This is a genomic window from Halomonas cupida (genome assembly GCF_900142755.1).
Taxonomy (GTDB): domain Bacteria; phylum Pseudomonadota; class Gammaproteobacteria; order Pseudomonadales; family Halomonadaceae; genus Halomonas; species Halomonas cupida.
Genome location: NZ_FRCA01000001.1, coordinates 83,273 through 103,120 on the forward strand (window position 1 = coordinate 83,273; position 19,848 = coordinate 103,120).

The window sequence follows — 19,848 nt, forward strand, 5'->3', positions numbered from 1 at the left end:
AACCCCACATCGGCTGGAGGAACTATCGCATGAGACTCGCTTTGATCGGTGCCGGACGTATCGGCAAGGTGCATGCTCGAACCATCGACCTCAATCCTGAGGTCACCCTGGCTGCCGTGGCTGATGTCCATGCCGAGGCTGCCGAGTCTCTGGCACGACAGTATGGTGTACGAGCCATCAGCGCCGATGCCATCTTCGAGGATGACGGCATCGACGCGGTACTGATTGCATCCAGCACGCCGACCCATGCCGACTATCTGGAACGGGCCGCGCAGAGCGGCAAGGCGGTGTTGTGCGAGAAGCCGATTGCTCTCGACCTGGCCCGCACCCGCGAGGCACTGAAGATACTGGAGGAGCACCCGGTGACCTGTGCGCTGGGCTTCAATCGTCGCCACGATCCACAGTTTGCAGCTCTCAAGCAGGCCGTGGCCGACGGCCGAATCGGTGATATGGAGTCATTGATCATCATCAGCCGAGACCCTGCACCGCCTCCTGCGGAATATGTCAGGGCGTCCGGCGGCCTGTTTCGCGACATGATGATCCATGACTTCGACATGGCCCGCTGGTTGCTCGATGAACCCATCGTTCAGGTACAGGCTCAGGGCAGTTGTCTGATTAACCCAGCGATCGGCGAAGCCGGTGATGTGGACACCGCCATGGTGACGCTGGTCACCGCCAGCGGCCGACTGTGTCACATCAGCAATTCACGTCGTGCCTGCTATGGCTATGATCAGCGCATCGAGGCCTTCGGCAGCGCTGGTATGCTTCAGGCCAGCAACGAGACCGAGACTCGTCTGCGCTTCACCGGAGAGCCTGGACAGGTGGAGGAAAAGCCGAAGTGGTTCTTCCTTGAACGCTATGCCCAGGCATACAGCGCAGAGATCAATGATTTCGTCGACGCCTGGCAGCAGGGGCGTGCTCCCCTTGCCGGTGCTCAGGACGGTCTGGAGGCCCTGCGGCTGGCGGATGCGGCGCAGTTGTCGCTGTTGGAGCGGCGGCCTGTGAGCCTTGACGAGATTGGATGACAACTCACCGCACCATCGACCCCATCCATTTATTCAGCATTTCCTCAAGGGAGGACAGCAATGACTTCGCTACTGGTTCGACCCTCGCCGCCTGATGAGCAGGGGACCGTCCTGGAAGTGACTCCGGAGTCTGCCGGCTGGGAGCATGTCGGCTTCCGTGTGCAAAAGCTGGCTCGTGGCCAGTGTCTGGAGGTCAGCACCGGAGGTCGTGAGCATTGTCTGGTGCTGCTTTCCGGCCGTGCAACGGTGAGCTGCGGTGAGCACTGCTGGGAGGATATCGGCGAGCGCATGGACATCTTCGAGCGAATCCCGCCCTACGCCATCTACCTGCCGGATGGTGTGAGCTATCGTGTCGAGGCCACTACCGAGCTGGAACTCGCGGTCTGCAGTGCGCCGGGACATGGTCGCCACCAGCCGCGCCTGATTGCTCCCGATCAGGTGAAGTGCAGTACCCGCGGCAGTGGCACCAACACCCGCCATATTCAGGATATTCTGCCGGAAACCGAGCCTGCCGACAGCCTGCTGGTGGTCGAGGTCTACACTCCGGCCGGCAACTGGTCGAGTTATCCGCCTCACAAGCATGATGTGGATAACCTTCCCGACGAATCGATCCTCGAGGAGACCTACTATCATCGTCTGGATCCTTGCCAGGGGTTCGCCTTTCAGCGGGTCTATACCGATGATCGCTCGCTGGACGAGACCATGGCAGTGGAGGATGGCTGCTGTGTGATGGTCCCGCGTGGCTATCATCCCGTCGGGGCCCCGCATGGCTACGAACTCTACTACCTCAATGTGATGGCGGGTCCCAAACGCCAGTGGAAGTTCCAGAACGATCCGGCGCATGAGTGGATCGTCAAGCCCCGGGCAGACTGACGCGGGAGGAGAGGTAGCAGAAGTCGAAGGTGAAAAGTCGTGGAAGAGTGGTCGCTGATGTCACATCGGCGGCCGCTCGCTCGTCATGGTATCGACACGCTCTGAATGTATCGAAACCCACTGAAGGAGACGAACCATGACCGCCAGACTCAACCCCTTTGCCGCCGCTCCGTCCTTGATGAAGGATTGGCAGACGATATCGCTTGCCATCAATGAGAGCATGGAGCCGACCCTTGTCGGGCTCGTCGAGATCCGTGCCTCCCAGATCAATGGCTGCGCCAACTGTCTCAACCTGCATACCGTGTTTGCACGCGAGAATGGAGAAACCGAGCAGCGCATCAATCTGCTCTCGGCCTGGCGAGAGGCACCCTGTTATACGGACCGTGAACGCGCTGCACTTGGCTGGACCGAGGTGATGACTCGGCTCTCGGAGGGGCATGAGCGGGAAAGTGCCTACCGGGCTCTGCAGGCACAATTCAGTGAGGAGGAGCAGGTGAAGCTTACCTTGATCATCAGTGTCATCAATGGTTGGAACCGCGTCGCCACCGGGTTCGGCATCTGGGTCGATCCTTCTGAAGTGAAACCCTCAGCAACCAGGGTCAGCGCCTGATGACAGATGTCAGACACGAGGATGCAGGTAGAGGTTTCGCTGCGTTGCGTCCAGCACTCATGCGTGTTGCCTATCGCATGCTTGGCTCTGTCGCCGATGCAGAAGACATTCTGCAGGAGGCCTTCATCCGCTGGATGAAGGTCGATCGTGGGGAAGTGTTGGAACCTGAAGCGTTTCTACGCCGCACGGTGACACGGCTCTGCCTGGATCAGCTCAAATCGGCGCGACACCAGCGCGAGACCTATGTGGGTCCCTGGCTCCCTGAGCCTGTCGTGGAGGAAGAGGAGGAAGAGGAGGAAGAAGACGTCACCTTGCCGCTGATGCTGGCACTGGAACGTCTTTCGCCGCTCGAGAGAGCGGCTTTCCTGCTGCACGATGTGTTCGGGCTGGAGTTCGAGGAAGTCGCGACGACCATCCAGCGTGATGCGGCGGCCTGCCGCCAGCTGGCTGCCCGGGCGCGTACTCATGTTCGTGAGGCGAGGCCGCGATATCAGGTGAGCCGGCATCGAGGTCTCGAACTGGCCAGGGCTTTCTTTACCGCATCGCGCAGCGGCGATATGCAGGCGCTTGGAGCGATGCTGGCCGACGATATCAGTGTGCACGCCGATGGCGGGGGCAAGCGTCCGGCAGCCGCCGAGCCGATTCTTGGGTTCGAGGCGGTAATGAAGTTCCACGAAAGTCTGGCGGTCAAGCTCCGGGAGAGCGGCTCGACACTGGTGCGTGCCGGGTTCGTCAACGGACTGCCGGGATTCATCACGCTCGAGGCCGATGGCGAACTGCAGACGACGGCGCTGGATATCGAAGACGGAAGGATCACTGCTATCTATGTGGTGAGAAATCCTGACAAGCTGAGGCATCTACACTAGATTTCATCATCACGCAGGACATGCATGGCCGTTACCGGTACAGGCCATCACGATGAGGTTGCAGGGCGCTGCGATCAGTTGCGCTGAGACCTGAGGTCCGGCTTCCCCGGGGCACGCGAAGGTTACGGTCAAGCGGTGAGATGGACATAAGAACGGCTGAACAGACAGAGCTCAACCACTTGGCCCATCTCTGGTATGAGAGCTGGCGCGATGCCCATGCCGCTATTCTGCCGGAAGCGCTGGTTCGACACCGGACGTTGGAAAGCTTCAGGAGCCGGCTTCAATCGACGCTATCCGGTGTGCGAGTCGCAGGCCCGCCTGGCAGGCCTCTTGGTCTGTGCATCATCAAGGAGGGTGGGGTTGATCAACTGTTTGTCTCGGAATGTGCGAGAGGCACTGGGGTTGCAACCGCACTGTTGTCTGATGCAGAAGCGAGTCTCGGAAATCTCGGGGTGCAGGTGGCCTGGCTGGTATGTGCAATAGGCAATGAGCGGGCAGCGGGGTTCTACAGGAAGAATGGCTGGCAGCGTACCGGAAATGTGGTTATCCACCTGCCGATCTCTGATGGCGTCTTTCCTCTTGAAGTCTGGCGCTATGAAAAGGTCCTGTCCGAGACATGGCCCGTCGAGGACTGATGCTCACTCCCATCGCTGTTTTCCATTGCCCGCAGCGGCCATATTCTCGCCAACGGTGATGGTTGGTCGGAGATGACACAACACGGCTTGTGTCTGCATGAAGCATCCTGCCAGAGCTTTACCGGCAAGTACCGTTCGGTCACGTGTCACTGAGGTTGTCCGTGACCCGTTTGCGGACTCGGTTGATGTGGTGACGCATGGCCAGTCGAGCGCCGTCGCTGTCTCTCTGCTCGATGGCGTCCAGAATCATGCGATGCTCTCCTATGACCCGGTCGATGCGTTCCTGGCTGGCGCTTTTCGTGATGCTCAAGGCCATGGTCATTGCCTTCTCGATGTCCATGTGAATGGACTCGAGAATGCTCGGGAACATATCGTTTCCGGTGGCTTCTGCAATAACCATATGGAATGTGAAGTCTGCCTCGCTGGCGATACGGCCTTGAGAAAAGTCTTCTTCCATCCCCTTGAGAGCGTCACGTAACTGGATCAGTTGACCTTCATTACGACGCTCTGCTGCCAGCGCGCTGGACTCGCACTCCAGCGCGATTCGGACCTCGTAGCTCTTGAGAAGCAGAGATACATCCGAGGCATCGGCGTACTGAATAAGGCCGGCGGGCGGAATACGCTGAACGAAGCTGCCTGACCCCTGGCGAGAAATGATGATGCCATCGGCCTGCAGACGCATCAGTGCTTCCCTCACGACAGGGCGAGAAACCGAGTAGTGCTGACATATGCGGTGCTCTGAAGGAAGCTTCTCGCCTTTCTTGAACTGGCCATCAATGATGGCCTGCATAAGCTTTCCGTAAAGTTTATCGGCCAGTTTCTCTCTTCGGGGAGGTGTCCCGAGAATGCTTTTTTCATCAAGCTTCATTTGGAAATTCCACTAGTGCTTTTGTTGTCAGAATTATATTGAACTGGACGCTTTATGGCGAGGAAGTAGACAAAGATTACGGTCAGTACAATAAAGAACAGGCTGTCCATATTGGTGAAGAAAATGGATGGGTCACCATGGGAAAGTGCCAGAGATCTTCTGAGGAACTCCTCCAGGCTCGGTGCCAGAATGAAACCCAGCAATAGTGTAACCACTGGATAGTCATGCTTGCGGAGATAGTAGGCCAGAACACCAAGCGCGAGGGTCAAGCCCATTTGATACACCGAGTAGGTGGCAACATAACTGCCAACCACGGCAAGCAAGGCGATTGTGCCGTACAGCATGTCCTTGCGTATGGAGACGATACGGATGAAGTAGGGGCCGATGAGAAACAGCGTGAGTGGGATGAGCACGATGGCGCTGAACAGGAGTGAGGCCAGCATTGGAGCGATAAGCCCCGCTTGATCCGTCAGTAGCTGAGGGCCCGGCTGAATGCCATTGATGATCAGTACCCCGAGCACAATGGCTGTAATGGGATCGCCTGGAATACCGAAGGTCAACATGGGCACCAGGGCACCGCCACAGACCGCGTTGTTGGCGCTCTCCGCTGCAGCGATACCTTGAGGGTTGCCCTTGCCGAATCGCTCGGGTTCGCGAGAGGTACGTACGGCTTCGGCATAGGCCAGGAAGCTGCCCATGGAGCCACCCGCACCCGGTAAGGTGCCGACCGCATAGCCAATCAATGATGACTTGAGGTAGCACCAGATACCGATTTCGCGAATCGAGGACAGCGGAGGCACGAAGTCCCGACGGCGGATGGCGGGAGTCTGGAGGACCTCGCGGCGCAGCCGGTTGTGTTCGGCAACGGCGCTTGCCTGTATCAGCAATTCACTGATGGCAAAGGTGCCGATGATGACAGGCATCAGGTCAATGCCCGCCGTCAGGGCCTCTGTCCCAAAGGTGAAGCGGGCCATGGGAACCATGCTGTCGAGGCCGATCGTCGCCAGCATCAGGCCAAGGCAGGCCGCCATGGCGGCTTTTACAACGCGGCCTCGCTGGGCGATGACGATGACAATCAGGGCAAAGGCGATCAGCGAGAACTTGCCGGCGGTCTGTACCAGCAGAGACGCTTGAGCAACGAAGGGGGCGAGCACGATCAGCAGCAGTGCACCGATACCGCCACCGATCATGGAGGCCAGTGAGGCATGGCCCAGAGCCTGTGCACCCTGTCCGCGTTGCTGCATGGGGTACCCCTCCAGCGCCGTCATCATGGCTGATGGAGCCCCGGGGATGTTGATGGTCGTTGCGGTAATGCTGCCACCACACATGCCAGCCATGTAGATACTGGCACAGGCCATCAAGGCTGTGGTGATATCCAGGCTATATGTCAGAGGCAGCAATAGGGCCAGGGCCAGGGTCGCTGTCAGGCCCGGGATGGCTGCAAAGATGGTTCCTATCAGAAAACCCGATACAACATATATCAGAGTGATGGGGTTGAACAATTCTGAAAAGCTACGGAAAACGAGAAGCGTGAAGTCCATATGTTACCCCAGAATGCCTGGCAGTCGGATGCGGAATATGTGCTCAAAAACAACGAGCCCCATGGTTGTTATAATGATGCTTCCCAATGCTGTTATGAGCGGTCTTCTGAGATTAGAGAAAATGGAAATGATGGCGAAGATATAGAGTAATGATGAAATGATGTATCCGGCGTGACTGAATATCGATATGTATGCAATGGTTGCAATGACGATCAGTGCTGGTCTTTTCGTTGTTTCCTTCGTCGCCGCTTCTTTCTTCGATGTTTCCAGGGAGCTGTCCTTGAAGGAAAGAATGGCTCTATAGAGGAGGGTTGTCGACAGAAGGAGAGCCGCAACTCCCAGCACCGTTGGAAAGAATAAAGGGCTGGGAAGTCCCTCGCTTATCGGCGCCCCAAGCAGAAGCGAATATATCAGGTACCCGAGAGAGGTCGCGACCAATATAGCGGGAAAAGCGACCTCAGATAATTTGTTGATCTTGTACTGGCTCATGATGGATCACCCTGATGGAAAGGCCTCCCGGAGCGGAGGCCTGGCTGCGTGAATTAAAGTTCCAGCTCGTCCATTAGCGCGAACACCTGTTCCTGACGAGCACGCATCCAATCATCAACCTCGTCAGACCCCAGCCAACTTGGGGTAACACCAATCCGCGATACCCATTGCTGGAATTCATCGCTGTCGAATGCCTCCTGATAGGCAGTCTCCAGGGTTTGAATGGCATCCTCGGGAGTATTGGCTGGAGCCACCAGAACGATGAAGCTGCCGGACTCCAGGTCGATACCGTTTTCGCTGATCGGTGGCACGTCCGGATAGGTCGGGTTCTGTTCGGAAGAGAGCTCCGCCAGGCCCTGCACGTCGCCAGACTCGATCAAGCCGGAAAAATCTCCAAGGCTTGCGATGGCGGCATCGATCTCGCCGGACAGCAAGGCTTCTGATTCGGCAGCGGCGGCACCCGGGTAGGTAATGATGTTGAAGTCTGCGCCGGTCATGTTCTCCAGGCGGCGTGCGGCAAGGTATGGGCCCGACCCCTCCGGCATGACCCCGATGCGAACCGTGCCCGGTTCGGCCTTGGCAGCTTCGATGAGTTCCTCGAGACTCTCGAACCCGGATTGTCTGGAAGCGACGATGGCATCGGCCTCCTGAGTGATGCGCGCAATGGGGGTCATCTTGTCGAGGGAGTAGCCCGGCACCAGCTCGGCGCGTGGCACGGTAATCACGCTGTCGTAGGTCAGCACACTGAGCGTATGGCCATCGGGGCGGGAGCGCATCATCTGGGTGAGCCCTGTCGCGCTGACAGCACCGGTGATGTTTTCGGCGTAGATGGAAACCGGCAGGTTCTGTTCGGCGAGATTACTTATCTTGCGCGAGATGCCATCGGTACCACCTCCGGCAGCCCAGGGCACGATCAAACGGATATCTCGTTGGGGAAAGTCTGCTGCGATAGCGGATGATGCCAGCAGAGAGGCACCCAGAAAGCAGAACATCCGGCTCATGATCTTGTGAGTTGGCATGCACGAATCTCCATGTTTGTTGATGTTGTTGGAAGTCGAGTGGTGGGTTACACCTGAGTGGATGCCCATCCCTTGAGGATGTTGTCCAGCGTCTGAGTCTGTGGGGCATGTAGCCGGTCCACGCCAGGCGGGCGAACTGGGCCGACGTCGCTTCCCTGTAGACGCATGGCTTCCTTTACGACCGTGACGTTGGTGCCGTTCTGCTCCAGCGTGCGCATGTCTTCAAAATCGGCGATCAGATCGATCAGCCGGCGGGCTTCTTCCCACCGTTGGTCTTCGAGCGCACGGTGAAACTGCATGGTGAGCGTGGCATTGACGTTGACCAGGCCCGAAGTGAACCCTCTGGCGCCGTAGGCATAGAAGGGCAGTGCCCAGCTTTCAGCCAATCCGCAGATCCACAGCAGAGATGAGCCTTGTGTTGCTCGTATGCACTCGGCCATGCGCAGAGGGTCGGGAACGGCATACTTGACGGCGACCACATTGTCGATGTCGGCAAGGGTGGCGAAGTCGTCAGGCGTCAATCCCGGGTTGCGAGCATAGGCGATGATGGGCAGGTCCGTTTCATCAGCAATGCCGCGGATGTAGGAGGCCAGCATGCGCGGCGACGCGAAAGGGTCCGGTGGCTGATGAACCATGATGGCGTCGACGCCGGCCGCTTGTGCTGCGTGGGTCAGGTGGATGGCATCAGCCTGGCTGCGGCCAACCCCGGCAGTGACCACGCTTCTTCCCTTGTTGCTGTCGACGGCCAGGCGATAGATGGTCTCTATCTCATCGAGGGTCAGGGCATAGAACTCCCCGGTATTCCCCCCCGTGACGATGTTATGAACCCCTGATTGCGCAATATCGTCAACCACCTTGCTCAGTAACGGGTGGTTGATGCGACCGTCGTCCTGATACGGGGTCACATGCACACCAGACACCCCGGCCAGGGCCTGTTCAACTCGCGAGCGTGATTCTTGTTTGGACATCGGAACCCTCCTTCATGATAAGGGCTGAGCATTGTCAACCGCCTGAGATGTCGAAGGTTAGGTTCCAACATGGAAAGTTGTCAAACAAGTTGGTTTTTCGTGAATTCTTATTTTATCTTTTAAAAACAGCATATTATGTTGTTTTTGCGTTTATTTTCTACGTCTAAGGTATTATTACAACATGACAAATTGTTGTCAGTAAGGAGAGCGGCTGATGCGAGAGTCGGCAGTCTGTGGCTGCCGACGGAATGGAGGGGTATCAAGAACGGTGCTGGGGGGAGAGGGGGAAAGCCTGAGGGGGCCGGACAGGGAGAGACCGGCCTTGGATAGGTTTGCGCGTCAGTCTTGCGGCAATGTGCTCGTCATGACCACGCTGGTGATGGTGCGTCAGTCAAGGCTGTAATGTCTCCAGCGCGCTTTCCAGCCGTACCAGTCCGTCACTGAGTACTTCCGGCTCAATGGTAAGTGGTGGAAGCAGGCGAAGGATGTTGCGTTTGCGGCCGCATCCCCTGCAAGAAAGCGGTCGTCAAAAGGTTCGATTTATTACAATCTAGATAGTTGTCGTGCGGTGGCGATCAATAGATTTGAAAGATTCTGTTCCACTTCCTCGGGAATGCTGCGCACTCGAGACATCGAGATACTGACGGCCGCTCTAGGGCGATTACGTCTGTCCAGTACCGGCACCGCGATTGAGATATCCGAGAGAAAGTACTCTTCTATCGATAATGCATACCCCTGACGCTTGAACTGAGCCAATCTTTCCATGATGGCAGGCAGCTCATGTACGGTATTCAGCGTATAAGCTTTTCGCTCTGTGTGTTCCAGAACCGTCAGAGCCTCCTGTTCTTCCAGCTGCGATAGCATGGCCAGTCCCGGAGCCGTGCAGAATGCAGGAAGTCGTGACCCGATAGTGATATCCGTATCCAACATATTCCGGCTCAACAAGCGGGAAAGATAGACGACATCCTGCCCATCCAGAATAGTCAGGCTGACGGACCCTTCTGTTTCCTTGCTCAGGTTCAGCAAGTAGGGGCGCACCTTGTCAACCAGTGGGTGCGCATGAAGATAGTGCGCCGCGATGTCCAGCGTTCTTACGCTGGGCTCGATGAGCTGTGTCTCTTCATTACGTTGAAGGTAGCCTAACTGCATCAACGTATGTATGAAGCGCTGTGCCGCGCTCCGATCCATATCGCAGCGTTCTGCCAGCTGCTTGACGCTCATGGAGGGGTGTTCTGCGTCGAAGACTTCAAGAATTCGAAACGCTTTCACCACACTCTTGACCATCAAACGATCCACTTTCCCTTTTTCAGTCAACGTATTACCTCCCCTTTCCTGACTCTATCGAGAAAAAACCGCTGATTGGGCTGATACTGGCTTTACAATGTGCGCCATTCAACTATATTTGATTTAATGTAGATCATTATTGATCGCATTGCAATCAATAAAGGTTTAAAAGGAGCGTTTTGTGTCAGAATATATTCTCACCAGCAAGCAAGACCGCGTTGGCATCATCACTCTCAATCGTCCAGAAGTGCTCAATGCTTGGCACAGTGAGATGCGTCAACAGCTGATTGCTGCCCTCGATACATTCTCGAATGACGAGTCTCTTGGCGCCATTGTACTGACGGGGGCTGGTGACAGGGCTTTCAGTGCTGGGCAGGACCTCAATGAGACTCGCTCTTTTGATTCTGATCGTGCCATCAGCTGGGTAGCCGAGTGGGAAGCCCTGTATGACAAGTTGCGCAGTAGTCCAAAACCTATCATTGCTGCGCTGAATGGGGTTGCTGCTGGCTCGGCATTCCAGGTTGCTCTGCTGTGTGATTTCCGGATTGCGCATGGTGATGTTCGTATGGGCCAGCCCGAAATCAATTCGGGAATTGCCAGTACCACAGGTCCCTGGATCATGCGTGAACATCTGGGACTTGCTCGAACCATTGACCTGACATTGAGCGGTCGCCTGATGAACGCAGACGAGTCTCATGCATTGGGATTGATTAATCGACTGGTATCTGTTGACAGGGTACTCGCGGAGGCGCTGGCTCTGGGAGAAGAGCTCGCCAACAAGCCTCCAGTTGCGATGCGGCTGGATCGTCAGCGATTCCAGGAAATCACTGAGCCAGGTTTCCGAGATTGTCTCGAGGCAGGGGTGCGCATTCAAGGAGAGGCCTACGCCTCCGGTGAGCCAGCACGCATGATGGAACTGTTCCTCAAGCGTCGGACAGGTTGATGCCGAGACTTTTTTCTCACTGTCCCTGGAATGACACCTCAGCAGCACAGGACAATCGGACTGCCATGAACTTCAGCCTGAACGACCCTAGCTTCATCAACGCACTTCGTAACATCGCGGTTCGTGAGCCGGAACGCGTGTTTGGAATCTTTGATCGAACTCCCTTGACGTTCGGACAGCTAGATCAGCGAGCCGAGGCTCTGGCCGCCCACCTTCGCAACGGGCTTGATGTCCGCCCAGGCCAGCGTGCCGCCGTCATGATGCATAACGGTCCGGAAGCCATCGCGATCCTGTTCGCGTTGGCCAAGGCCGGCATAGTATGGGTGCCGGTCAATGCCCGTCTACGCGGCAACGGATTGAAGTATATCCTTGAGCATTGTAACCCTGCGGTGCTGTTCACCGATGATAACCTCTGGCCGGTCATCGTTGACAGCGGAGCAGTACTGGCAGACCGAGTATTGGTACTGGGAGGTGAACAGGACACGATCACTACGCACCTGGAAAGCCGGCAAAGGCTGGATGCACCTGCACCGGCCATGTCCGAGCTGTATGCCTTGATGTACACCTCTGGCACAACAGGGAAACCCAAGGGAGTGTGCGTCACGCACGCAATGATGGCCTATGCCTTGAAGAGTGTAGGACTGCTTTGCTCCATCACTCCGGGCGATATCTTCTTTCAGTGGGAACCTTTCTATCACATTGGCGGTGCCCAGATGTTATTGCTGCCAATGTTCTTTGATGTGCAACTCAGCCTGACGGAACGTTTCAGTGCCAGCCGTTTCTGGGAGCAGGTTCATGCCAGTGGTGCAACCCATATTCATTACCTTGGAGGGGTGCTGCAGATCCTGCTTAAACAACCACCAAATGAGCTCGAACGTAAACACAGCGTCCGTATAGCGTGGGGGGGTGGTTGCCCCGGCGATATCTGGTCGATCCTTCAGGATCGTTTTGGGTTTGAGATCCGCGAATGTTATGGGATGACGGAAGCTTCCAGTCTGACCACCTTCAATGCTGAGGGAAGACCGGGTTCAGTAGGCCGGGCAGTCCCTTGGCTTGGGGTTGCCATTCACGATGATCAAGGGCAGCCAGTACCGGCGGGAGAGCCCGGTCACGTGGTGGTCCGTGAAATACAGTCAGGTGTGCTGTTCAATGAGTATTTTCGCAACGTTGATGCCACTAGGAATGCGTTGTCGGATGGCATGTTGCATACCGGTGATCGGGGATGGATTGATGAGGATGGTTTTCTCTATTTTCTTGGGCGTGTCACCGATAGTGTGCGTTGCCGTGGCGAGAATGTCTCGGCTTGGGAGGTGGAATCGGTCACCCAGCAGCACCCTGACGTGGAGGAGTGCGCAATGATTGGTGTTGATGCAGAGATTGGTGAACAGGACATCATGCTCTTTCTCAAACCGAAATTAGGCCGAGCCATTGATCCTGGCGAGTTGCATGTTTGGTTAAAAGGACGTTTGGCTTCCTATCAGTGCCCACGATACCTATCCATCGTGGATGAGTTTGAAAGGACCCCCAGTCATCGAATCATCAAACACTCACTATCTACCAATACACACCAGGTGTGGGATAGCGAACGGTTCCATTAACTGTGAAATAGAGGTTGGTATGAATAACAATGACAAGAGAATAAAGTGGAAAAATTTTCTTGGAGATAAAGAAGAAGGAACCAATAAATTTGCTCACCTATCGGTAACGCTGGCAAGCGTTTGTATCATGATGTTGACTTCAGGCAACGTGGCTCACGCTGATGTCTGGGATTTTCCCTCTCCACAACCAGCAAATAACTACATCTCTGAAAACATCAGTTGGTTTGCTGACCAGGTGAGGGAAGCTACCGGTGGTGAGCTGGATCTCCGTGTGCATCCATCAGGGACACTGTTTCCGGGCGACCAGATAAAACGGGCTGTGCAGCGTGATCAGGCTCAGATCGGGGTCCATGTTCTATCGGCTCATCAGAACGAGAGTATATTGTTCGGTATTGATTCGGTGCCTTTCCTGGCGAACTCCTTTGAAGAGTCGGCCCAGTTATGGGAAGTAACCAAACCTGCTTTGACTGAGTTGATGGCTGAGCAGAACCTGCAATTGCTTTACCATATTCCGTGGCCACCGCAGGGGCTATTCTTCGATCGGGAAATCAGCTCGCCTGAGGATGCTGATGGTCTTAAATTTCGGGCCTACAACACCGCTACAGCACGCTTTGCCGAGTTGATGGGTATGACACCAACTCTGATCGAGGAAGCAGAGATCTCTCAGGCTGCGGCCACCGGTATGGTGCAGTCGCTGATCTCTTCCGGGGACCCTGTGTATAACCATCAGCTGTGGGACTATTTGCCTCACTTCTATGATGCTCAGGCTTGGCTGGTTCTCAGTCATGTCTTCGTCAATAAGGAGCGGTGGGATGCCCTTGATGAAGAAACTCAACAGGCAGTTCTTGATATTTCCTTACAGGCTGAGCAGCGAGGCGAGCAACAGGCTAAAGAGTTGACCGAAACACTCAAAAGTCAATTGAGTGAGAAGGGGGTCTCCATTCATCAACCTGCTGAGAAGTTGCGGGAAGAGTTCGATCGTATTGGTGAAGAGATGCAGGAGGAGTGGCTGGAGAAAGCCGGTGACCAAGGTCGACAACTTGTAGAAGAGTATCGTGCCCAGCAGTAATGGCTCGCCTCCGTGCTCTCATTCCCGAGAATGGGGGCCTTTCATGGTCGGATATAAATAGAGGTTACTCCCATGAATACCATCTCTTCTCATATGGTTGGGCTATTGGAAAAACTGTATCGGGGCTGCGGGTATCTTGCGGCGCTGTGCATTTTTACCATGCTGGTAGTGATCGTTGTTCAGGTGGTAATGCGCTGGAGTGGAGTGACTTTTCCCGGCGCCACTAATTATGCCGGTTACCTGATGGGGGCCAGCATCTTTCTGGCTGCAGCCTATACCTTTCACGAAGGTGGACACATTCGTGTCAGCCTGCTGGTAGAGCGACTTGGGCGTCTTCGTCCTTTGGGTGAGCAGTGGTGCCTGCTGGTCGCGCTGAGCATTAATGGCTTCATAACTTGGCATGCCTTTGACGCGACCTACTGGTCCTGGCGGTTTGGTGATGTTTCATCGGGCCAGGACGCGATAGCGTTGTGGATACCCCAGTCGATATTCGCTTTTGGCTCCTTGGTATTCACGATATCAATACTTGATCATGCCATTCGTTCTCTGGCTATCCTGCGTTCTGCATGCAATCACTGTCGAGATTCCCAACCTGTGAGGAATAATCTGTAATGGATTTCACTGAACTGGCGATTGCGCTTCTTCTCATCCTTTTCCTGCTATTGGGATCTGGTGTCTGGGTTGCCTTGTCTCTCGTCGGAGTGGCCATTGTATGCATTGCAGTATTTACTGGTCGCCCGATCGGCTCCTCCATGTACAGTACGCTCTGGACATCATCCACAAGCTGGACTCTGACCGCTCTTCCCTTATTCATCTGGATGGGAGAAATTCTTTATCGGACACGACTATCAGAAAGCCTGTTTCGTGGTTTAAGCCCCTGGCTCGGATGGTTGCCGGGTCGACTGATGCACACCAATATTATTGGCTGCACATTGTTCGCTGCAGTTTCCGGATCTTCCGCCGCCACGTTGACAACCGTAGGCAAGATGTCTATGCCCGAGCTCAGCAAACGCGGGTATTCCGACTTCATGAGCGTGGGAACGCTGGCGGGCGCATCCACGCTCGGCCTGATGATTCCTCCCTCATTGACCATGATTGTATATGGGGTCATCACCAACCAATCCATCCCAAAACTCTTTATTGCGGGGATCATTCCTGGGCTAGTGTTGGCGGTAATGTTCATGAGCTATGTCGTTGCATGGGGAATACTGAAGAAGCCGAAAATTGAAGAAGAACAGCCCATGACAATGAAACAGCGGCTCCATGAATCACGTCTTCTGATTCCAGTGGCGCTGCTGATCATCACGGTCATTGGCTCGATGTACTCAGGCTTGGCGACGGCAACAGAAGCTGCTGCCCTCGGTGTTGTGGGGGCTTTGCTGCTGGCTGTGATTCAGCGCAGCCTGACTTTTACTGCATTGATGGAAAGCTTGATGGGTGCAGCGAAGACTTCCTGCATGATCGCCCTGATACTGGCTGGCGCTTCCTTTCTGACACTTGCCATGGGGTTTACTGGATTGCCGCGAGGGCTGGCGGAGTGGGTTGGGGGACTTGATCTCTCTCCTTTCATGCTACTGATTGCTCTGATGTTCGTGTATATCGTGCTGGGTTGCTTCTTGGATGGCATCTCGGCAGTGGTGCTGACCATGGCCGTTGTCACTCCGATGCTCAACGAAGCTGGTATTGATCTGTTATGGTTCGGCATTTTTGTACTGGTCATGGTGGAAATGGCCCAGATAACACCTCCTGTCGGCTTTAACCTCTTCGTCATGAAAGGATTGACCCACTATAGCCTTGGTTTCATCGCAAAGGCTGCTGCACCGATGTTCCTGATCATGGTGCTGATGGCGATGCTACTGATCGCGTTCCCGGATCTCGCAACCTTCTTGCCCAGCTATATGAATGAGGCAACTATGTGACCTTGACGCGCGCTGTGAATAGAGGTTTTCCGTAACCCGGGAACACCGGGGACAGGATCGTAGCGGCAAACAAACGGTGGGGGTAAAGGACCGGTCTATCCTAGGGTAGACCGGCTTCATTGAAGGCGAGAGGGCTGGCATGCGTCCAGCGAACGATCAGGAACTCAGTGTCTCCAGCGCGCTTTCCAGCCGTGCCAGTCCGTCATTGAGTACTTCCGGCTCAATGGTAAGTGGTGGAAGCAGGCGAAGGATGTTGCGCTTCCGGCCACTGGGCATCAGCAGCAGCCCCTGCTCACGGGCGGTCTTCAGCAGCGCTGAGAGATGCTCGGCACCCGTGGCATTGGCGGTATCTTCAAGGACGATGCCGCGCATGGCACCAATGCCAGTCAGTTGGCCTAGCATCGGGAATCGTTCCGAGTCATGCCATCGACGGTGGGCGTTGATGATGGCAGTTTCCAGGTTCTCTCCCCACCGCCGTAGATTCTCCTCTGTCATCAGATCCATTACCGTCCTGGCCGCTGCGCAGGAAACAGCATTGCCGGAGTATGTGCCTCCCAACCCTCCGATCGGCAGGCTGTTCATGATCTCTGCCTTGCCTGCGACGGCGGCCAGCGGCAACCCGGCGGCCATGCTCTTGCCCATCAGCAACAGGTCCGGCTCTACATTCAGGTGAGAAAAGGCAAAGCGGCTACCTGTGCGACCGAAACCCGACTGGATCTCATCGAAGATCAGCACGATGCCGTGTTGGTCACATAGTGTCCTGAGGTGGGCGGCAAAGTCGGCGTCGAGCAGCCGGAAGCCACCTTCTCCCTGGACGGGCTCGACGATGATCACTGCCACTTCATCGGCGGGAATCTCGACTTCAAGCAGGCGAGACAGTGCCGCCATGGAGTCTTCGCAACTGATGGCGTTGTCGCGACTGGGGAAGGGAAGGTGGTACACCGGGCCGGGCAGGGCGCCCAGACGATTCTTGTACGGCTTGACCTTGCCGTTGAGATTGAGCGTGGACAGGGTGCGGCCGTGAAATCCATCGTCAAAGGCAATGACTCCCTGCCGGCCGGTGTGTGCACGAGCCACTTTCAGCGCATTCTCGGCCGCTTCTGCACCACTGTTGGTCAGCATGCAGCTCAACGGAAAGGACACGGGGACGAAGTCGTTCAGCGCCTCGGCGACTTGCAGATAGCCTCGATGGGGCACGGCATTGAAGGCGCTATGCATGAGCTTGTCGACCTGGGCCTTGACCGCTTCGACCACGGCCGGGTGCCCGTGTCCGAGATTCAGTACACCGATCCCGCCAATGAAGTCGATGTAGCGGTTGCCATTCTCGTCCTGAACCTCGGCATTGTGGCCGCGTTCGATGCAGATGGGGTGGACAATACCCAGAGACTCACTGATATGAGAGAAGGCCATGCCGAGGTCCTGTCGATTCGTCAGAAATGATGAAGCGATCAAAGCAGACCTCCAGGGGAGGCAACAAACGAAAAAAAATGGCTAACGTATTCCAGAAATGACTGACTACCGGAACAGGGCATCTTGAGCCCCTGGTTGGGCAGGATGCCTCAACCGTCTTCCGTTGCTGGAATACATGGGCGTTGTGGACCGGCAATCTTTGTCGGGCTCTCGAGGTGTTCAAGTATCCATTCGATGAACCCCTTGACCTTGCAGACTTCTCCCTTGTGTTCAGGATAGGCCAGGTAATACGAGCTGTTGCTGACCAGCGAGAACGACCAGGGAATCATCAGTTGACCGCTCTGCAATTCCTCTTCGGCGAGAAAGCGGGGAACCAGTGCAACGCCGCAGCCTGCTCGGGCCGCTTGCATCGCCATATAGAAAGTGTCGAAGCGTGGTCCGTGATAACTGTGGGACGTATAGCAACCCTGAGCCTCGAACCAGTCATGCCATGCTTCCGGGCGCGTTGCATTCTGCAGTAGCACCAGTTGAGTCAGCGCCAATGGGTCCTTGATGCCGGCCTCCGGGAGCGCTGAGGGAGCGCAGACCGGTACCACCTCCTCGTCGAGCAGCTTGAGACACTCTGCTTTCGGCCAGACGCCATGACCGAAGAAGAACGCCACGTCGACGCGCTCCTCCTCGAGATCAAAGGGCTCCACACGATTGCTGATGTTCAGATAGACATTGGGATGGCGAAAACGGAAACCGTTGAGGCGCGGGATCAGCCAGCGTGCGCCAAAGGTGGGTAGGGTGGTGACATTGAGCACCTCACTCTGGCCACCGTAGGACTGCATGTAGCGCGTCGACATCTCGACCTGCGCAAGCACCTTGCGGACTTCAGTCAGATAGAGAGATCCCTCTGGCGTGACTTGCAGGCGCTTGCGCACACGGCGAAAGAGCGGGTGTTCGAGAATGGATTCGAGCTGAGCGACCTGCTTGCTGACCGCGCTCTGGGTCAGACTCAACTCATCCGCTGCACGGGTAAAACTCAGGTGGCGAGCCGAGGCCTCGAAGCATTGCATGGCGGCCAGTGTGGGCAGATGGCGACGATTCATGTAGCGCTCCGAATAAGAAAAAAAGGAATGAGGTTGGTATAAAACGTCGTTTGAGATAGGTCAAGTCTCGGAGCAATACTGCGAATGCTTTGTATCCAGGTCGAGTTGTTCTCAGGACGGCGAGTGGTCGACACCATCATTTCGTCCGGTAGGCGCCGAATTGCCGCACTGTGATGAGCGTGCCTCGCGAAGAGGATAAAAGCCACCTCCTATGTTTGTGGTAGGTATAACTGGCTTAGGTCTTGAGTGCGATTCGGGCACATGGAGAACTACGTTCGTAGAAAAATAAAATCGGATGATTATCTTTAAATAAATCCTTTGGTCTAATAATAGTTTAACGAGGTGATTATGGGTGAGTCGTTCTATTCGGCTACTTGTGAAGAGAATTTTGTTGCAAGCAAGCCAGGTAGTGAGGAAAGTTTTGATGTTTGTATTGTTGGAGGCGGGATAGTAGCTCTTTCATGTGCGCAAGCCTTGAATAATAGTGGCATCAAAGTGGCTGTGATCGAAAAGGAAAGGATTTTTTCAGGAGCATCAGGGGTTAACGGTGGGTTCGTTGCCCCGGGATATGCGCTTGGAATGGAAGACCTGGAGAAAAAAGTAGGAAGCGAGCACGCTAGAAAACTGTTTGAAATATCGCTTGGGGGAGTTGATAAGGTAAAAAGCAATATACTTTTCTATGGCATTAAAAGTGCCAGTGTGGCGCATGGGAAGATTGATCTGTTGAGATATAATCCTTCCAGGAAGGAAATTGAATATCCCGAGCGTATGAGCAGGCTCTATGGGTATGATATCAAACCAATGGAAAAGAAAGACCTTGAAGGAATGTTGAATACTGAGTCCTACTGTTACGGATTCTATCATTCTAGAGCATTTCATATTCATCCATTGAACTACGGACTTGGGGTGGCAAGGTCCATTCAAGCAGAGGGGGTGGCTATCTATGAAAACAGGGAAGTTGAGTCAATAAGAAAAGCAAGTGGTGGGTATGATCTGGTTTGTGTTGGCGGGATAATATCGTGTAAAGAAGTTGTGGTTTGTACAGGTGGGACTCCGGGAAAGGATCCTGAAATAATAAAAAAATCGATTCTTCCTATTTCAACATATGTGGTGACAAGCGAAAAAAATGATGAGATACCGGAAAAATACATAAAGACAGAGTGTGCTCTTGGTGATAATAGGAGAGCCTCCGATTATTATCGAGTAGTAGATGGTGATCGGGTCCTGTGGGGTGGGCGAATAACTGCATTTCCTACTTCGAGAAAGAAGGGAATTGAAGATCAGATAAGACAGGATATCCGCAATGTATTTCCTGGTCTTTCCGGGTTGAAATTTTCCTACTCCTGGAAAGGTGTGATGGGGTATGCCACCCACAAGATGCCATGCATAGGTCGCCTTGATAGTGGTGTGTGGTACTGCACTGCATTTGGTGGGAGAGGTCTGGGGTCTGGGACCGCATGCGGAGAGGTTCTGGCAAAGGCGTTACTCGGAGATGAGGAATCACTGGGGCTTTTTCAGGAATTCGGCCTGAAGAATACGTACGGTTTTTTGGGGAGGATTGCCGTCGAGGCTACATATAAGAAATATATAATAAAAGATCGCCTTGATGAAAAAAATAAATCTTGAATTTACGAGTG

General features: G+C 54.9%; 19 protein-coding genes. 11 read left to right on the forward strand and 8 right to left on the reverse strand.

Annotated elements, in window-relative coordinates; genetic code table 11:
- Positions 1-29 precede the first annotated feature (29 nt).
- From iolG to BUE38_RS00370, 5 genes are all read left to right on the forward strand, one after another.
- Positions 30-1,025 carry an inositol 2-dehydrogenase gene (gene iolG / locus BUE38_RS00350; protein WP_073433052.1) on the forward strand — a complete coding sequence of 332 codons (996 nt, stop codon included), beginning with the start codon at positions 30-32 and terminating at the stop codon, positions 1,023-1,025.
- A gap of 60 nt (positions 1,026-1,085) precedes the next feature.
- Entirely contained in the window at positions 1,086-1,898 is an 813-nt protein-coding gene (iolB, locus tag BUE38_RS00355) for a 5-deoxy-glucuronate isomerase (protein ID WP_073433053.1), read from the forward strand.
- A gap of 136 nt (positions 1,899-2,034) precedes the next feature.
- Positions 2,035-2,508 carry a carboxymuconolactone decarboxylase family protein gene (locus BUE38_RS00360; protein ID WP_073433054.1) on the forward strand — a complete coding sequence of 158 codons (474 nt, stop codon included), beginning with the start codon at positions 2,035-2,037 and terminating at the stop codon, positions 2,506-2,508.
- Positions 2,508-3,374, forward strand: a complete 867-nt coding sequence (locus BUE38_RS00365; RefSeq protein ID WP_073433055.1) for a sigma-70 family RNA polymerase sigma factor — start codon at positions 2,508-2,510, stop codon at positions 3,372-3,374. Before BUE38_RS00360 ends, BUE38_RS00365 begins: the two co-directional genes overlap by 1 nt.
- Positions 3,375-3,553: 179 nt before the next feature.
- Positions 3,554-4,009, forward strand: a complete 456-nt coding sequence (locus BUE38_RS00370; protein ID WP_200802118.1) for a GNAT family N-acetyltransferase — start codon at positions 3,554-3,556, stop codon at positions 4,007-4,009.
- A gap of 139 nt (positions 4,010-4,148) precedes the next feature.
- Here BUE38_RS00370 and BUE38_RS00375 read toward each other — a convergent pair whose 3' ends face one another.
- The 6 genes from BUE38_RS00375 to BUE38_RS00400 form a co-directional block, all read right to left on the reverse strand.
- Positions 4,149-4,877: a FadR/GntR family transcriptional regulator gene (locus tag BUE38_RS00375; RefSeq protein ID WP_073433057.1), complete on the reverse strand. Its 729-nt coding sequence runs from the start codon at positions 4,875-4,877 to the stop codon at positions 4,149-4,151.
- The gene (locus BUE38_RS00380; protein WP_073433058.1) at positions 4,874-6,418 is read right to left on the reverse strand and encodes a tripartite tricarboxylate transporter permease; all 1,545 of its coding nucleotides are present in this window, start codon (positions 6,416-6,418) and stop codon (positions 4,874-4,876) included. Before BUE38_RS00380 ends, BUE38_RS00375 begins: the two co-directional genes overlap by 4 nt.
- 3 nt (positions 6,419-6,421) lie before the next feature.
- Complete coding sequence (locus BUE38_RS00385; protein ID WP_073433059.1) at positions 6,422-6,907, reverse strand: tripartite tricarboxylate transporter TctB family protein; 486 nt, start codon at positions 6,905-6,907, stop codon at positions 6,422-6,424.
- A 53-nt stretch (positions 6,908-6,960) separates the two neighbouring features.
- The gene (locus BUE38_RS00390; protein WP_073433060.1) at positions 6,961-7,926 is read right to left on the reverse strand and encodes a Bug family tripartite tricarboxylate transporter substrate binding protein; all 966 of its coding nucleotides are present in this window, start codon (positions 7,924-7,926) and stop codon (positions 6,961-6,963) included.
- Between the two features lie 47 nt (positions 7,927-7,973).
- Positions 7,974-8,894: a dihydrodipicolinate synthase family protein gene (locus BUE38_RS00395; protein ID WP_073433061.1), complete on the reverse strand. Its 921-nt coding sequence runs from the start codon at positions 8,892-8,894 to the stop codon at positions 7,974-7,976.
- Positions 8,895-9,437: 543 nt separating this feature from the next.
- Positions 9,438-10,208, reverse strand: coding sequence for an IclR family transcriptional regulator (locus BUE38_RS00400; protein WP_143166154.1), 771 nt, complete (start codon positions 10,206-10,208; stop codon positions 9,438-9,440).
- 151 nt (positions 10,209-10,359) lie between these two features.
- Here BUE38_RS00400 and BUE38_RS00405 point away from each other — a divergent pair, with 151 nt between their 5' ends.
- From BUE38_RS00405 to BUE38_RS00425, 5 genes are all read left to right on the forward strand, one after another.
- Complete coding sequence (locus tag BUE38_RS00405; RefSeq protein WP_073433063.1) at positions 10,360-11,121, forward strand: enoyl-CoA hydratase/isomerase family protein; 762 nt, start codon at positions 10,360-10,362, stop codon at positions 11,119-11,121.
- A 65-nt stretch (positions 11,122-11,186) separates the two neighbouring features.
- Entirely contained in the window at positions 11,187-12,719 is a 1,533-nt protein-coding gene (locus BUE38_RS00410; protein WP_073433064.1) for a class I adenylate-forming enzyme family protein, read from the forward strand.
- Positions 12,720-12,738: 19 nt separating this feature from the next.
- Positions 12,739-13,788, forward strand: a complete 1,050-nt coding sequence (locus tag BUE38_RS00415) for a TRAP transporter substrate-binding protein (RefSeq protein WP_159438825.1) — start codon at positions 12,739-12,741, stop codon at positions 13,786-13,788.
- 72 nt (positions 13,789-13,860) lie between these two features.
- Positions 13,861-14,400, forward strand: coding sequence for a TRAP transporter small permease (locus BUE38_RS00420; protein WP_073433065.1), 540 nt, complete (start codon positions 13,861-13,863; stop codon positions 14,398-14,400).
- Positions 14,400-15,707: a TRAP transporter large permease gene (locus BUE38_RS00425; RefSeq protein ID WP_073433066.1), complete on the forward strand. Its 1,308-nt coding sequence runs from the start codon at positions 14,400-14,402 to the stop codon at positions 15,705-15,707. Before BUE38_RS00420 ends, BUE38_RS00425 begins: the two co-directional genes overlap by 1 nt.
- A 156-nt stretch (positions 15,708-15,863) precedes the next feature.
- Here BUE38_RS00425 and BUE38_RS00430 read toward each other — a convergent pair whose 3' ends face one another.
- Together BUE38_RS00430 and BUE38_RS00435 are read right to left on the reverse strand one after the other, a co-directional pair.
- Positions 15,864-17,117: a 2-aminoadipate transaminase gene (locus tag BUE38_RS00430; protein ID WP_073433716.1), complete on the reverse strand. Its 1,254-nt coding sequence runs from the start codon at positions 17,115-17,117 to the stop codon at positions 15,864-15,866.
- Between the two features lie 149 nt (positions 17,118-17,266).
- Positions 17,267-18,211 (reverse strand): LysR family transcriptional regulator, encoded by a 945-nt coding sequence (locus tag BUE38_RS00435; RefSeq protein WP_073433067.1) that lies wholly within the window; start codon positions 18,209-18,211, stop codon positions 17,267-17,269.
- 348 nt (positions 18,212-18,559) lie between these two features.
- Between BUE38_RS00435 and BUE38_RS00440 the strand changes: the two genes are divergently transcribed.
- A complete protein-coding gene (locus BUE38_RS00440) occupies positions 18,560-19,837 on the forward strand; it encodes an NAD(P)/FAD-dependent oxidoreductase (RefSeq protein ID WP_073433068.1) in 1,278 nt (425 codons plus the stop codon).
- Positions 19,838-19,848 lie beyond the last annotated feature (11 nt).